Origin of the sequence: Thermosporothrix hazakensis (assembly GCF_003253565.1) — a bacterium.
Classification (GTDB): Bacteria; Chloroflexota; Ktedonobacteria; order Ktedonobacterales; family Ktedonobacteraceae; genus Thermosporothrix; species Thermosporothrix hazakensis.
In genome coordinates, this window is record NZ_QKUF01000013.1 from 128,005 (window position 1) to 142,164 (window position 14,160).

Annotated in this window: 7 protein-coding genes; all 7 read right to left on the minus strand. The window is 52.3% G+C overall.

Annotated features, from left to right (window positions below; genetic code table 11):
• Window positions 1–28: 28 nt before the first annotated feature.
• Window positions 29–817, minus strand: a complete 789-nt coding sequence (locus EI42_RS18270; RefSeq protein WP_111324068.1) for an ABC transporter permease — start codon at window positions 815–817, stop codon at window positions 29–31.
• Complete coding sequence (locus tag EI42_RS18275) at window positions 786–1,790, minus strand: ABC transporter ATP-binding protein (RefSeq protein WP_111324069.1); 1,005 nt, start codon at window positions 1,788–1,790, stop codon at window positions 786–788. The genes EI42_RS18270 and EI42_RS18275 overlap by 32 nt, the downstream gene beginning before the upstream one ends.
• A gap of 65 nt (window positions 1,791–1,855) precedes the next feature.
• Entirely contained in the window at window positions 1,856–2,914 is a 1,059-nt protein-coding gene (locus EI42_RS18280; RefSeq protein ID WP_111324070.1) for an HAD-IIIC family phosphatase, read from the minus strand.
• Window positions 2,915–2,932: 18 nt separating this feature from the next.
• On the minus strand, window positions 2,933–4,069 hold the full coding sequence (locus tag EI42_RS18285; protein WP_111324071.1) for an acyl-CoA dehydrogenase family protein: 1,137 nt from the start codon (window positions 4,067–4,069) through the stop codon (window positions 2,933–2,935).
• A 16-nt stretch (window positions 4,070–4,085) separates the two neighbouring features.
• Window positions 4,086–4,337 carry an acyl carrier protein gene (locus EI42_RS18290; protein ID WP_111324072.1) on the minus strand — a complete coding sequence of 84 codons (252 nt, stop codon included), beginning with the start codon at window positions 4,335–4,337 and terminating at the stop codon, window positions 4,086–4,088.
• A gap of 20 nt (window positions 4,338–4,357) precedes the next feature.
• Window positions 4,358–5,215, minus strand: coding sequence for a 3-hydroxyacyl-CoA dehydrogenase family protein (locus EI42_RS18295; RefSeq protein ID WP_111324073.1), 858 nt, complete (start codon window positions 5,213–5,215; stop codon window positions 4,358–4,360).
• 31 nt (window positions 5,216–5,246) lie between these two features.
• Window positions 5,247–14,156: a type I polyketide synthase gene (locus EI42_RS18300; RefSeq protein WP_111324074.1), complete on the minus strand. Its 8,910-nt coding sequence runs from the start codon at window positions 14,154–14,156 to the stop codon at window positions 5,247–5,249.
• Between the last annotated feature and the right edge of the window lie 4 nt (window positions 14,157–14,160).

Here is a 14,160-nt window from a genome sequence, read left to right on the forward strand (position 1 = left end):
CTTCTCTGTGGAGACTCAAGTTCATGCGTTAATATTGGCCTAAGGAGCCATTACGTCTGGCAATAGCGTCGCAGCAGAAGAAGATAATGCTCCCGAGAATGATATAAGCGACAGAATTGATCAGGAGAGCGATCAGACTTCCATCTCCCCAGACTGCTGCAAGCGTCTTATTATTGAGCATGACTGAGCGCAATACAATAATGCCCTGTGTGATTGGAAGGGTATTGGCGATCGCTGCCAGCCAATCGGGGAAGAGCGCAACCGGTAGTAATGCGCCTGTGAGAAAGAGCATCAGATTCTGGGTGAGGTCGGCCAGAGCATCGATTTGTTTGAACACAAGCGCGGCCCCGCTGATCGCAAGAGAGAAGCCAAATAGCCCGCTCAGGGTGAGCAGCAGAACAGGGATGCCCTCCCAGTGAAAGTTGTACTGGATATGAAAGACAACAACAATGCCACAGAGCGGTATGATAAACATAATGGTGGCTACGACCAGGATCGCAAGCATGCGTCCGATCATCAAGATAGCTGGTGGAACCGGGCTCATATATGTCTGTTCTAACGTACCGGCCTGAGCCTCCCCAATCAGTTCAGAGCCAGTGCTTAAAATCATGATACGAGCATAGAACCAGATGACATACCCGAGTAATGTGTTCGCCAGTTGCGGTGCCTCCAGACGACCGCCCCCAACAAAAAAGCTGATCCCGATGTAGAGTAAAACAATTTCCAGCACCTGCATACAAACGTTAAACTTATAGCTCCATAAAAGGATCAGGCGCCGATGAATCTCATTGTAGAGCGCTTGTAAGATGATGCTCATGCGTGTCCCCTTTCCTGGCACCGTCAATCAGATCAATAAAGATGTCTTCCAGATTTGGTTCTTCACGGCTCATCGAAAGCACGTTCAAGTTAAGCTGAATAAGGCGTGCAAGGGTCTCCTGAAGCATGGTTTGATTTTCGAGTCTACCTGAGAGAATCGTATTTTCGTCCTCGGTTTCAATTGTGAAAGCGGGGAAATCCTGTCTCTGCTGACTGGTAAGGGTTCCCTTGATTTTTATACTGTAGAATTCTCCGGGGCCAAGTTTATCAAGCAGTACATCGAGTGGCTGATCTGCCAGGATGCTCCCTTTCTGTATAATCGCAATACGGTGACAGAGCGCCTGAGCAATATCGAGCTGGTGGGTGGTGAGGACAATCGTTTTGCCGCGTTCATGTGCCAGTTTCCATATCCACTCTTTCACCACACGGGCCGCTTCAATATCCAGTCCAAGCGTGGGTTCGTCAAGTAAGATAACGGGCGGATCTGCGATCAGTGCGCAGGCAATGGCGACCTTTTGCTGCATTCCACGGGAGAACTCACGTATTTCGGTGTGGCGACGATCCCATAAGTCCAGGTCATGCAGCAGTTCAGTGCCGCGTTGTTTGATCTCCCGAGGATAGCATCCTTTCAGGCGCCCAAAGTAAAGAAGATTTTGCCATGCAGAAAGTCTCCAGTGGATGTTACGGGTTCCTTCAAGCACGGCACCGATCTGGCGCATTGCGTTCCAGCGTTCGCGAATGACGTCGTAACCATTGACATAGATGTGTCCGGTCGTTGGACGAATCAAGCCGCAGATCATTTTAATGGTGGTTGTTTTTCCTGCCCCATTTGGGCCAAGAAAGCCGAAGATTTGTCCGGCGGGAACAGTCAAATTCAGTGGCCTGACCGCGTTGATCTCCTGCTTTTTGCCTTTGTAATAGGTCTTGCTGATCTGCTCAATTATGATAGCCGGTTTGTTTGGTGTTGTCTCCATACGGCTCCTCTTCTTCTGATGGCATAGTATGAAAGAGAGAATCCCCCACACTATGCCGGCTTCTGCTATTCAACGCGAACAGTTGCGTAGTCCGGAAATGCCTGGATATGAGAAAGGTCATTTTCTAGCAAGACCATGTCGCCATTACGCTCCCGCTCCCGAAATCCGCCGAATTTATAGGTGACATACATCATACGGTTACGCTCAGTAACCAGAAAATCGGCCAGTAAGTGAACACCTGCCTTCCTGGCCTCCTGCATGATATAACTCATCAAGATAGTGCCGACGCCCCTGGACATAACGCGGCATGACATTAACAGAAGCTTGATCGTCCAGGCATGTTGCTGGCAGTGAATCAGGGCCAGACCGATCTTTCCATAGGTCCCGTACTTATCCTGTAACTCTGCAACCAGCAGGAGATGATCGGGAGAGAGGCGGAACTGATTCAGCTCATCGTAAGAATAGGTGCGCCCTGTCGTATTCAGTTGGTGAGTTCGGACCGTTAATTCCTCTGCACGCTGTAAATCAGCTTCACGAGCCCGAGAGATGGTAAAAACCATATTCAGGGTTGCAAGAAATTCCTCATTCGTTCCCGTGAACTCCTTTTCCGCTTCTTTCCTCAGAATGTCGCTTTGATACATCTGTCTGCGTCTCTGAGAATCCTCTGTAATAAAGCGGGGCTTCATCGCGGGCAGATCGGGAATAGTGGAGAGGCAGGCACTATCAATGCAGAGCACTTCTGGTAAAGAGAACGCCACTTCCTCTCTCTCAAAGGGCTGATCATCGACAAACGCGAGTGTGTCAAGGCCGATATTGAGCGCGGAGGCAATCGCTTTCAATGAAGATGACTTTGCATCCCAATGAATCTGAGGATAAAGGAAGTACTGACTGATGCCAAGCTCCTCTAATTTTTGCATTGCGGTCGTATGGTCATTCTTGCTGGCGATAGAGTGCAATATTCCCCGGCTATCAAGTATTTTTATAACCTCAAGGGCCTCGGGACGCAGAGAAATAGCGCCATCCTCAAGGAGAACGTTATCCCAGAGAGTATTATCAAGATCCCAGACAACGCATTTAATGGTTTGCTGCTTTCTTTTTTGTATGCTTGCATCCTGTTTCAACATCACGAAATCCTTTCGCCGCTACCTATGCTGCTGGTAGCTGTACTGGGCAATATGTATCTGCTGTATCTGATTGCTTCCTTCAATGATCTCCATAATTTTAGCATCTCGCAGATAGCGTTGCACTGGATATTCGTTGCTACAACCCAGTGCGCCATGTATCTGCACTGCATCATTTGCTGCCTTGACCGCTGCTGTTGAGGCAAAATATTTGGCAATAAACGTTTCCATCAACGTTGTGGGATCGCCAATATCTTTGAGGTAGCCTGCATGACGGCAGAGGAGACGGGCCGCGCTGACATTTGTCTGCATGTTTGTAATCATTTCTCTGATAAGCTGGTGTTCTTTGAGGAAGGCCCCGTACTGTTTGCGGGTGTGGACGAAACGGAGGCTTGCATCCAGCGCCGCTTGCGCGATTCCAACACTCCCGCAGGCAACACTATATCGCCCGATGTCCAGCGCGGAAGTGGCAACAGAGGCCAGACCGAACCCCGTGCCTCCGATAAGGTTTTCTGCCGGGATCCGGCAATTCTGAAGGTGCAGCTCTGCCAGCATAGAGCCTCTGGTACCGAGCATGCCGCGAATAGGAATGATCGAGAGACCTGGCGTGTCACGTTCTACCAGGAAAGCCGAAACCTTGCCCTCGACCTGTGCGAACAGAAGAAAGACATCAGCGATTTGTCCGTACGTGATCCACTTTTTCTGCCCTTGCAGCCGGTAGGAACCGCCCTGTAACGTTGCGGTGGTTTCGATGCTTTTGGCATCGCTGCCCGCATGAGGTTCGCTCAGAGCAAAAGCTCCAAGACGCGCACCGGAGGCCAGGAGGGGGAGCCACCTGGCTTTCAGGTGTGCCTTCCCCCATTTCTGGATTGCATAGGAGACCATACTATGCACAGTTAACAGGCTTCGAAGTGAGGAACAGCCATAGCCGACTTCTTCATGCAGAATGCCTGAAGTGATCATATCCATTGCGGTGCCGCCCCATTCCTCTGCAAGGAATGTTCCGAAAAAGCCTTGTTGTGCCATCTTGCTGATCAACTCTCGTGGAGTATACTCCTCCTGATCGATGCGATCGGCGTGCGGGAGAATCTCTGTGCGAACAAATGCTTTAAAGCGAGCCTGAGCGCTTTGTTGTTGATCTGTAAGGGTGGTCTGCATGCTGCTCTCAGCCTTTCTACATGGCGAGGTGTGACGTTGTTTTGCGCTCAATCAGTTGGGCCATAGCATCAATGGAACGGAAATTATTAATATCAAGATCGTCATCCTCGATCGTAACGCGGAATTCCGACTCGATAAAAAGCACAAGCTGCATCGCGAAGAGCGAATTGACAAAGCCCAGAGCAAAAATGTCATCGCTATCCTTGAGATCTGCATGCTGAAAGAACTTTGCAAGAAATGCTCGAATTTTTGCGCGTGTTGCTTCCATGTGGTTCCTCTCCTGTACATTTATTTATAGGTGTAAAAGCCCTGACCGTTTTTTCGTCCATATAGCCCTGCATCAACCATCTTTTTTAAAAGCGGGCAGGGGCGATATTTGCTATCGTTGAAACTTTCATAGAGCACTTCTACTGAGTACAGAATGGTATCGAGGCCGATGAGATCCGCAGTTTCCAGTGGCCCCATTGTGTGCCCAAAACATTCCTTGAAGACCCTGTCTACATCCTCTGCACTGGCCACCTGGTCCTGTAGCAGGTAGATCGCTTCATTTATGGTCAGCATCAGGACGCGGTTTGAGACAAAGCCAGGCATATCCTGTACCTGCACCCACTTTTTCCCCATAGCGGTCAGGAGTTGACCCGCGCTGGTGAGAGCTTCTTCTGAGGTGTGGAAGCCGCGAATCATTTCTACCGTTGGCTTCATCGGGACGGGATTCATAAAGTGAATGCCAAGTACATTGCCAGGCCGTCTGGTCGCCGAGGCGATCCGGGTGATCGAGATCGCGGATGTGTTTGCGGCAAAGATACAGTGTGCAGGACAGACAGTGTCAAGCTGTTCGTAAATGGGCTTTTTGACTTCCCATTTCTCGGTTGCGTTTTCGATCACGAAATCAGCATCTTGAAGCGGGGTGTATTCAGTCGTAAAGGTAATTCTATCAATGATGGTTGCAGTATCTTCTTTTGCCCCGGCACCTCGTTTGAGAAGCTGTGCGAGGCGGATATTGTGAAAGATCTCCTTTCTTGCTTGCTGCAAGATATCTGTTGAGAGGTCGAGGAGCAAAACGTGCAACCCTGCTTGTGCAAGGTTCTGGGCGACACCGGTGCCCATGACTCCGGCCCCTATAACGCCAACGGTACGAATGTGCATGGTTGTTTCCTCCAGACGTTTCAACTTGATGCTATGAGATGGTCGATTCGAGATTCTGTGCGTCAAGGCTCTCGATCTCGTCAATCATAGCCAGTTCAATGACGACGGCCTGATCTGCGATGGTAGGAGCCTCAAAAATGGTGGCGAGTGGTAATTCGATCTGATAGTGTCGTCGTAGTCGTGAGATGAGTTGTGTTGCCAGAAGAGAATGTCCCCCCAGTTCAAAGAAGTTGTCATTCACACCTATGGACTCTATTCCTAGCAGCTCGCTCCAGATATCTGCTATTCCTGCTTCTAACTCAGAAGCGGGAGCAAGGTATTCAACCCCCAGTGTAGGTCGTTCATAGCGTGCTTGATTTCCCCGGGCCTGCTGCAATACCGTCGCGCTGGTGAAATCTTTACTTGCTTCAATTAGAGCGTGGAACTGCTGGGTAGAGACAACAATATGAGGAAATCGCTGGGCAAGCACTCGCGTCAGCGCCTCTGCACCTTCTTCAAAAGAGATACCGATGCGTCGGCGATTTTCAATGAAAAATTCCTGTACTGCCGGGTCATAGCCATCCAGTCCGGCGGCCCAGGCATTCCATTGCCATTCTCCCCAATCTATAGCAATGACCCGCTTTCCCTCCGCCATCCGAGCCTGTGCGTAGACATCCAGGAAGGTATTTGCTGCACAGTAGTCGACCTGCCCGGGGCCTCCTCCTGTCGTCGAATTCATGGAAGAGAAGAGGACCAGAAAATCCAGAGGGATAGCGTGAAGAACGCGTTCGAGAACCAGTGTCCCCTGCACTTTGGGGGCCAGCACACTGGCGGCAACCTCTGGTTTTTTTAATTGCATCAATCCCACACCGGGCAAGCCGGCAGTATGCAGAACGCCGTGCAGCGTGCCGAACCTGGCAAGCGTCTTGCTTATTACCTCTTGCATGGCTACCTCATCGGTCACATCTGCTCTCTGAATCAGAACCTCTGCTCCAAGCTCTTCCAGATGAAGAATCTGGCGAATGCGGTCACAGAGACGGGAGTTTGGATCTTCCTTTGACAGGATTTGCTCCCACTCGCGACGCGGCGGCAGCTCTGAACGCCCGACAAGAATGAGCCTGGCCTGAACAGTTCGAGCCAGATAGGTCGCTATTCCAAGCGCGATCCCCCCCAGGCCGCCTGTAATCAGGTAGACGCCTTTCTGACGCAGACCGGCTTCGTTCGCCCCACAGGAAGGAAGTTGAACAGGTTCAAAGGATTGGACCCAACGGCGCGAGCCCCGCAATGCAACCACACCTTCGGTTATGCCCGTCTGAAGTTCGTTCATGAGCATATGGGCGAGCCGTTCAGGAGCTCGCTCTGTCAGGTCAATATCAATATTGCAACAGGCATATTGAGGGTACTCCTGTGGAAGGACGCGGCAAAATCCCATGATGAGCGATTTTTCAGGGAAGAGACGCTCATTCCCTGTAACGCTGTGTATGCCATTGGAGACCATGAAGAAGTTGCCGCTTTCAAGACCTTGATCACCCACTGCCTGAACCAGAGAGAGGACCCTGTAAAAGTCAGATGAAGAAGCGGTCGCCTCGCCGCGGGAGTCGGGCGAAACAGACCAGAGATAGACAATGTGCCGGGGCAGTTTGTTCTGCTGGCCTAACGCCCGAAAGAGTGCTTTATAGTGCTCGGGGTTTTCGGGAACCAGACGAAAGGCATTCGGGTTTTCTCGATCGAAGGTTGAGCCAGGGGAGACGGTGATGACCTCCTGGTGGGCTGCCTGTAATTGATCCGAGAGATATTTTCCAATGCCGCAACTATCCAGAAAGAGCAGCCAGCGGGCAGCGGTATCTGTGCTCTGTTTTCCCGCGATGCCGGGTAGTGCCTGTTTCCAGGTTGGGAGATAGAACCAATCTGTGATATCGGGCTGTTTGCGTAATGGATCCTTGTCTTGTATTGGTGCGTTGCGCCCCGATAGGGTGGCTTTTGGTGGAAGACACCAGTAGCGCTTACGCTCAAAAGGATAGGTAGGGAGTGGAACGCGCCTTCGTGGCCGGGTTGAGAGCTGTTCCCAATCGATAGAGACTCCGGTGAGCCAGAGCTTTCCCAATGCTGAGAGAAAGGCAATTTGTGCCGATTGCTGCTCATGACGCGAGGGCAACGTGCTCAGTATGAGTGTTCTTTGTGCCGGACTACAGGCGGGATGCTGCTTTAGGAAAGAGCCGAGGGTTTGTCCGGCTCCCACTTCCAGCAGGGCCCAATCAGGTTCCTGTAAGAGTTGCTCAAGACCGGCAGCAAACTGAACGGTTCCACACATGTGCCGGGCCCAGTAGGTGGGATCGGCTGTTTGCTCGGCAGTAATCCAGGTTCCTGTGACATTTGAGAGGTAGGGGATTTTTGCTGGCTTGTGTTGCATGGTGCTTGCGAGAGCTGTCAGTGTTTCTTGCACCTGCCAGAGCTGCCGAGAATGAAAGGCGTGAGTGGCGTCAATACGTCTTCCTGCAATCCCTTCGCGTTGAAGCACCTTTTCCAGCCGCTCAATTGCAGGAATTGTGCCAGACAGCACACACACATGTGGCCCGTTTACGACCGCAAGATCAAGCCCGGCTTCAAGGTATGGCTGTACTTCTTCGGCAGAAAGCATCACTGTAAGCATCGCGCCCTCTGGCTGCTGTGCGATCCATTGTGCCCGCCGTGCTACCAGCGTCAGGGTATCCTGAAGCGAGAGGACTTCGGCCAGACAGGCGGCAACATATTCACCGACACTATAGCCAAGCATCGCCGCGGGCGTAATTCCTAGATGCATCAGGAGTCGGGCAAGCGCATATTCCACCACAAATGTAAAGGGTTGTGCCACCTCTGTTTTTGCCAGAGGATCAGGAGTGCGTACCGGTGCACGTCCTGCCAGGGCCGGCCTACTGGCTGTCGAGTGCCCTTCGGGATTGACAAAGAAAGCCCGAATATCAGTGGCGAGGATCGGTTCCAGGATGCGGGCGCACTGCTCAACGACCTCACGAAAAACCGGTTCATGCTCATAGAGGTCCCGGGCCAGTCCTCTATATTGTTCGCCGACACCTGGAAAGAGGAAGACAACCGGACGCTCAGTTCGCTTTTCTGCGTGACTGAAGACCTTATTTGCCTGTTTTTGTTCCAGAGCCGTTACCAGCTCGGAGCGATCTGTAAAGACGAACATACGACGGTGCTCAAATATCTTCCGCCCGACCTGTAAGGTATAAGCAACATCTGCCAGATCAAGCGTATCACCCTGTTCCTGTAGATAAGCCAGGAGGTTATCATTGACGTGTTCGAGCGCCTGAGCACTGCGGGCTGAGAGCAAAAGCAGTTGGGGTTCAGTAGAGGCAGGACGCTCAGGAAGCGATGGCGGCTCTTCCAGCACCATATGTACATTGGTGCCGCCCATGCCAAGCGAATTCAAGCCAGCTCTTCGGGGGAGCTTGTCGGTCTGCCAGCCGCATAACGTGGTATTCACGTAGAATGGACTGTGAACAAAATCTATTTGCGGATTCGGACTCTCAAAATGAAGGCTTGGTGGAATGACGCGGTGTTGTAGTGCCAGTGCTGTCTTGATTAATCCTGAAACACCTGCGGCTCTATCCAGGTGTCCTACATTCGTTTTCACCGAGCCAATAGCACAATAGTTTGTTCTCCTGGTATGCGATTGAAATGCTTTGGTCAGCGCTGCGACTTCGATGGGATCTCCTAGCTCGGTAGCTGTTCCGTGTGCTTCGACATAGCTGATGCTGTCTGCCGAGACGCCCGCTCTTTCCAGCGCCGCCATGATGACTTCAGACTGACCTATGACACTGGGGGCAGTATAGCTCACTTTGAGGGAGCCATCATTGTTCATGGCAGACCCTTTAATGACCGCATAGATCGTGTCACCGTCAGCCAGTGCCTCTTCCAGGCGTTTTAGCACGACAATGCCAGCTCCATCGCCGAACATACTTCCTTTCGCTTTTGCATCAAAGGTACGGCAGTGGCCGTCAGGGGATTCCATGCCTCCCGCTTCATAGATGTACCCTTCTTTGGAGGGGACACGGATGGAAACGCCACCGGCTAATGCAATATCACATTCGCCCTGAGCAAGGCTCTGACATGCCATATGGGCGGCAACGAGAGAGGTCGAGCAAAATGTCTGGACAGAGACACTGGGTCCTTTCAAGTTGAGCTTATAGGAGACGCTGGTTGTAAGCGAATCCTTATCGGTGTTCATGGCAATCTGGTAGCCGCCCACCTCTTCAATGATATGGGGGATGTTGGCAAGCGCACAGTAGAGGTAAGTGCTTACATTGGAGCCCCCGAACATTCCGATCAGCCCTTTATAGCGCTGCGGATCATAGCCTGCATTTTCCAGAGCCTGCCATGCACATTCAAGGAAAAGCCGGTGTTGAGGATCCAGCAATTCGGCTTCGCGCGGGCTATAGCCAAAGAAGGCCGCGTCAAAGAGTTCGATATCTTCCAGAATCGGGCGCGCTTTGACGTAGGCAGGATGCTTGAGTTGTTCAGGATCAATCCCGGCTTCGAGTAACTCTTCTTCGCTGAAGAAGGTAATGGATTCTATGCCATGACAAAGATTGTGCCAGAATTGCGTGACCGTGCTGGCACCGGGGAAACGCCCGGCCATGCCAATAATGGCGATGTCCTGCTGCTTTGTTGTCGCCCGTGCCTGCTGACGCCGTGATTTGAGGATATCCTGTTTGTTTTCTCCCCGGGGCTCCGCACTGGCCTGGAGATACTTGAGCATGGTGTTGATCGTGGGGGCCTCAAACAAGGTGACAACCGAGATCTGTACCCGAAAGGTTTTCTTGATGCGAGCAATCAGTTGAAGCGCGATTAACGAGTTGCCGCCAAGTTCGAAGAAGTTGTCGTCAAGGCCGATCTCATCAAGGCCAAGAATCTGTTGCCAGATTGCAACAAGTTGACGCTCATAGTCTCCAGCACTTGTCGCTACAGCGACTGCTTCAGGCGCAGAAGCTTCTCGTCGATGGAAGCTGTCCATTTCTACCCACTGACGAATACGTGTATGGATATCGCCAGTCGAATTGATAAGCACGCTGTCCTGACAGGTGAGCGTATATTCCAGGGCCTGGATTGCTTCAGTGGGAGTCATAGCATATGCAGCAACCGTACTGCCAATCGCATGCTGCTCTCTCTCCTCCACACGCCAGGTATCCCAGTTGACACTGATCCAGCGAGTTGCAGCGTGTTGATTGTGCTGTTCGGTAAAGGCGTTGACGAAATTGTTGGCGGCCGCATATGTAACGAAGCCCAGGCCTCCCAGAATAGCAGCAATAGATGAGAAGAGCAGGCAGAAATCAAGCGGCTGATCTTTCAGGACGCGTTCCAATACATAGAGGCCCTGCACCTTTGAGCGAAACACTTCTTCGGCCTGTGGTATCCCGGTCGTCTGTATTTCAGAAAAGGCAGTATCAGGAGTGATGCCTGCGGTATGAAAGATACCATGCAGGGGGCCATACAATGCGGTCGCCTGTTGAACAACACGCTGCATTTGCTGCTCATCTGCGACATCAGCCGCGTAATACTGCACCGTGCTGCTATATGCTTCGATCTCCTGGAGCCTTCTTATTTTCTGACTGAGCGTGTCCTGTGCATCATGCGTTTTGAGCCAATCGGCCCATGTATCGTGTGCGGGTAACTCGGTTCTGCCCACGAGAATCAAACGGGCCTGAACGGTTCGTGCCAGGTGTTCGGCCAGCAGCAGGCCGATTCTTCCCAGGCCACCGGTGATCAGATAGGTCCCTCGGGTACGGAAGAGGCTATTGCCTGTGGGAGCAGAAAGTTGTTTGGCCCTATAGGTTCGTGTATAGCGCTGCCCATTCCGGTATGCTACAACACGTTCTGTCGGGCGAGTCTGGCATTCCGTAGCAAGGAACGCGTTGATCTGTTTATCTGCCAGATCAAGATCAATACAGCGGCAAATGATATGAGGATATTCCTGCCCGATCACGATGCACGCGCCCAGGAGCGTCGCTTTTTCTGGCTCGATATGATCCTTTTCCCGAACAAGATGAAGGGCATTTGAGAGCACAAGAAGGTGTAGCTCTTTTTCATAGAACAGGCTGTTCAGGGCCTGCACAAGGAAAAGGAGCGAATAGAAACCCCTGTGCTGCACGGTCTGGAAATGTTCCTGTTCAGGGCTTGATCCATCCCTCTGCTTTTCCGTCAGGCTCCAGGCATGGAGGATGCTGTCAGGCATGCATTGCAGTTCGGTGAGGGTACGAAAGAGGTGGATATAATCCTCTGGTTGACGTGGATTGATTTGGAAGCGATGAGGCTGGAGCTGCTCAAAGCTGTTTCCCGCATAGACCTGTATGACCGTATGGTGTGCTTGCTCAAGGGTGCGCGCAAGCGTTTCACTGACTTTGTTCTCATCAAGGAAGAGCAAGTAGGTGGCTTTCTTTGCTTGTTGGGCGGCGAGAGGCGCGGGCTCCCAGGTGGGAAGAGAGAACCAATCGCTGATCTCGGGCTTTCGTAGATTTTCAGGCGAATCTGCCGGGGCCCCGGGAGCAGCGAGCCAGTAGCGCTTGCGCTCGAAGGGATATGTTGGAAGAGAGAGACGGCAGCGCTGTTCCTGTGCATAAAAGCCCTGCCAATTGATAGAAATGCCTGCCAACCACAGACGGCCGAGGGTAATGAGCAGGTGACGCTGGCTGGACTGCTCTGGATCTGCTGGTAGGATGGAGAACCGGAGTTCCTCATTGAGTTCTCCGCCAGGCCGAAGCGCTTCCAGCATCTGGCCCGGTCCCACCTCCAGGAACAGGCATTCACTGTCTGAGAGGAGTTGCTTCCATTCCCGGGGGGTGTGCTCTTCCAGACACAAGAGCGTCTGCCAGTATCGGGGGCTTGTTGCTTGCTCTGCCGTGATCCAGGTTGTGGTGAGATGAGAAGCGTAAGGGATAGTGGGTTTTTGCAATGAAATGCCTTGTATCATTTTGGCTGCCTGCTCGGAAGAGAGTACTGATGCGCCTGTTTCCAGAGAACGAGCGCGTTGTACGACAAGTCGTAATGCATCCTCCAGAGATAAGACACCAGAGAGACAGGCGGCGACAGGTTCAGATCCATATATGCAGGCCGGTTGTATGCCCCCTTGCTGGAGAAGCCGGGCAAGTCCATATTCTACAATGAAGTGAAGGGCTGCCTGTCCCGAAGCAGATAGCTGCTGCTCATGCCCTTCAAAAAGTGCTTGAAGAGCCAGGCCAGACTGTTCCTGCACACAGCGGCAGCAGCGCTCAACCTCAACTCGAAACGCATGCTCTTCCCGGTAGAGCACCTGGAGAGAGGCGAACGGGTAATGCGCTTTTTCTGGTATGAGAAATGCAACAGGACGATTCCGATGCACCTGATGCTGACGGAGAAGCCGATCTGAAGGGCGGCCGCGCAGTACTTGAAGGGCGTCCATGCTATCGGTGCAGAGAAGCGCCTGTTGATAGTTGAAGGTGCTCCGTCCTACCTGAAGAGTGTAGGCCACATCTGCTATATTGAGGTCCGGATGGGTTTCCAGGAAGGAAGCAAGGTTTCTGCACATTGCATCAAGCGCTGTCTCTGTTTTTGCTGAGAGCAGCAGCAGGGACCAGGGGCGCGAGTGAGGGGAAGAGACCACTTCTGGAGCCTGTTCCAGTACCACATGGGCATTGGTTCCGCCCAACCCGAAAGAACTTACACCGGCACGTCGCGGATGATCCGTGCTTTCCCACTGCTTGAGTGTGGTGTTGACATAGAACGGGCTGTTATCAAGATCAACATCCGGGCTTGTTCGCTCGAAATGAAGGCTGGGCGGGATCTGGCGATGATGGAGCGCCAGAGAGGTCTTGATCAATCCAGTGATGCCCGCTGCGCGATCCAGGTGGCCTACATTGGGTTTGACAGAGCCAATAGCACAGAAGCGCTTCTTATTGGTTTGGCGGTTGAACGCTTTCTGCATGGCTGCTATTTCGACGGCATCACCAAGCACTGTCGCCGTGCCGTGTGCTTCCATATAGCTGATGCTTTCGGCGGAGAGGTTGGCATAACTCAGGGCTGCCGAGATAACGTTTGCTTCTCCATCGACACCCGGCGCGGTATAGCTCACGCGGGTGCTGCCATCATTATTGATTGCCGAACCCCGAATGATCGCATAGATATGGTCGCCATCGTCCAGAGCATCGTGCAGACGCTTTAAGGCTACAACTCCGACACCATTCCCCATAACGCTGCCCTGGCCCCGTGCATCAAACGTTCGGCAGACTCCATCGGGGGAGAGGATGCCGCCCTCTTCGTACAGGTAGCCTGTCTCTTGTGGAAAGACAATACTGACGCCGCCAGCAAGTGCAATATCAGATTCGTAGTTCAGTAAGCTCTGGCAGGCCAGATGTGTGGCGACCAATGAGGTCGAGCAGAAGGTCTGCACTGCCAGTGCCGGGCCACGAAGCCCAAGCTTGTAAGCCACTGTAGAGGAGAGAGAGTCCCGATCATTGCCGACATCGAGCTGCATCTGTCCGATTAAATTCATCAACTCTTTATTCGGTAACAGATTGCGTAACATATATGTGCTGACGGCACTTCCCGCGAAAACGCCAATGAGACCCTGATAGGTAGATACATCACAAGCAGCGTCTTCGAGTGCTTCCCAGCAACATTCAAGAAAGAGGCGATGCTGTGGGTCCATAATTTCAGCTTCGCGTGGTGAATATCCGAAAAAGGCTGCGTCAAAGGTATCTGCCTGCTCGACAATCGCCCCCACGCGAACAAAGTTCGGATCGCGAAGTAGCGCCGGATCAACCCCCGCCGCGCGAAGCTCTTCATCTGAGAGCGGACGCAGGGATTGATGTCCCTGTGAGATATTCTGCCAGAACTCCGTAACATTCTGAGCTCCAGGGAAGCGCCCCGACATGCCGATAAGAGCCAGGGCCGTTTGATATTCTTCGGTGTAATATACTGAACTGGTCATGAGA

What these genes read in the sequence shown, in the direction of transcription:
- EI42_RS18280 (WP_111324070.1), bottom strand. Translation starts at nt 2,914, where the DNA reads ATGTTGAAACAGGATGCAAGCATACAAAAAAGAAAGCAGCAAACCATT.
- EI42_RS18285 (WP_111324071.1), bottom strand. Translation starts at nt 4,069, where the DNA reads ATGCAGACCACCCTTACAGATCAACAACAAAGCGCTCAGGCTCGCTTT.
- EI42_RS18290 (WP_111324072.1), bottom strand. Translation starts at nt 4,337, where the DNA reads ATGGAAGCAACACGCGCAAAAATTCGAGCATTTCTTGCAAAGTTCTTT.
- EI42_RS18300 (WP_111324074.1), bottom strand. Translation starts at nt 14,156, where the DNA reads ATGACCAGTTCAGTATATTACACCGAAGAATATCAAACGGCCCTGGCT.
- EI42_RS18275 (WP_111324069.1), bottom strand. Translation starts at nt 1,790, where the DNA reads ATGGAGACAACACCAAACAAACCGGCTATCATAATTGAGCAGATCAGC.
- EI42_RS18295 (WP_111324073.1), bottom strand. Translation starts at nt 5,215, where the DNA reads ATGCACATTCGTACCGTTGGCGTTATAGGGGCCGGAGTCATGGGCACC.
- EI42_RS18270 (WP_111324068.1), bottom strand. Translation starts at nt 817, where the DNA reads ATGAGCATCATCTTACAAGCGCTCTACAATGAGATTCATCGGCGCCTG.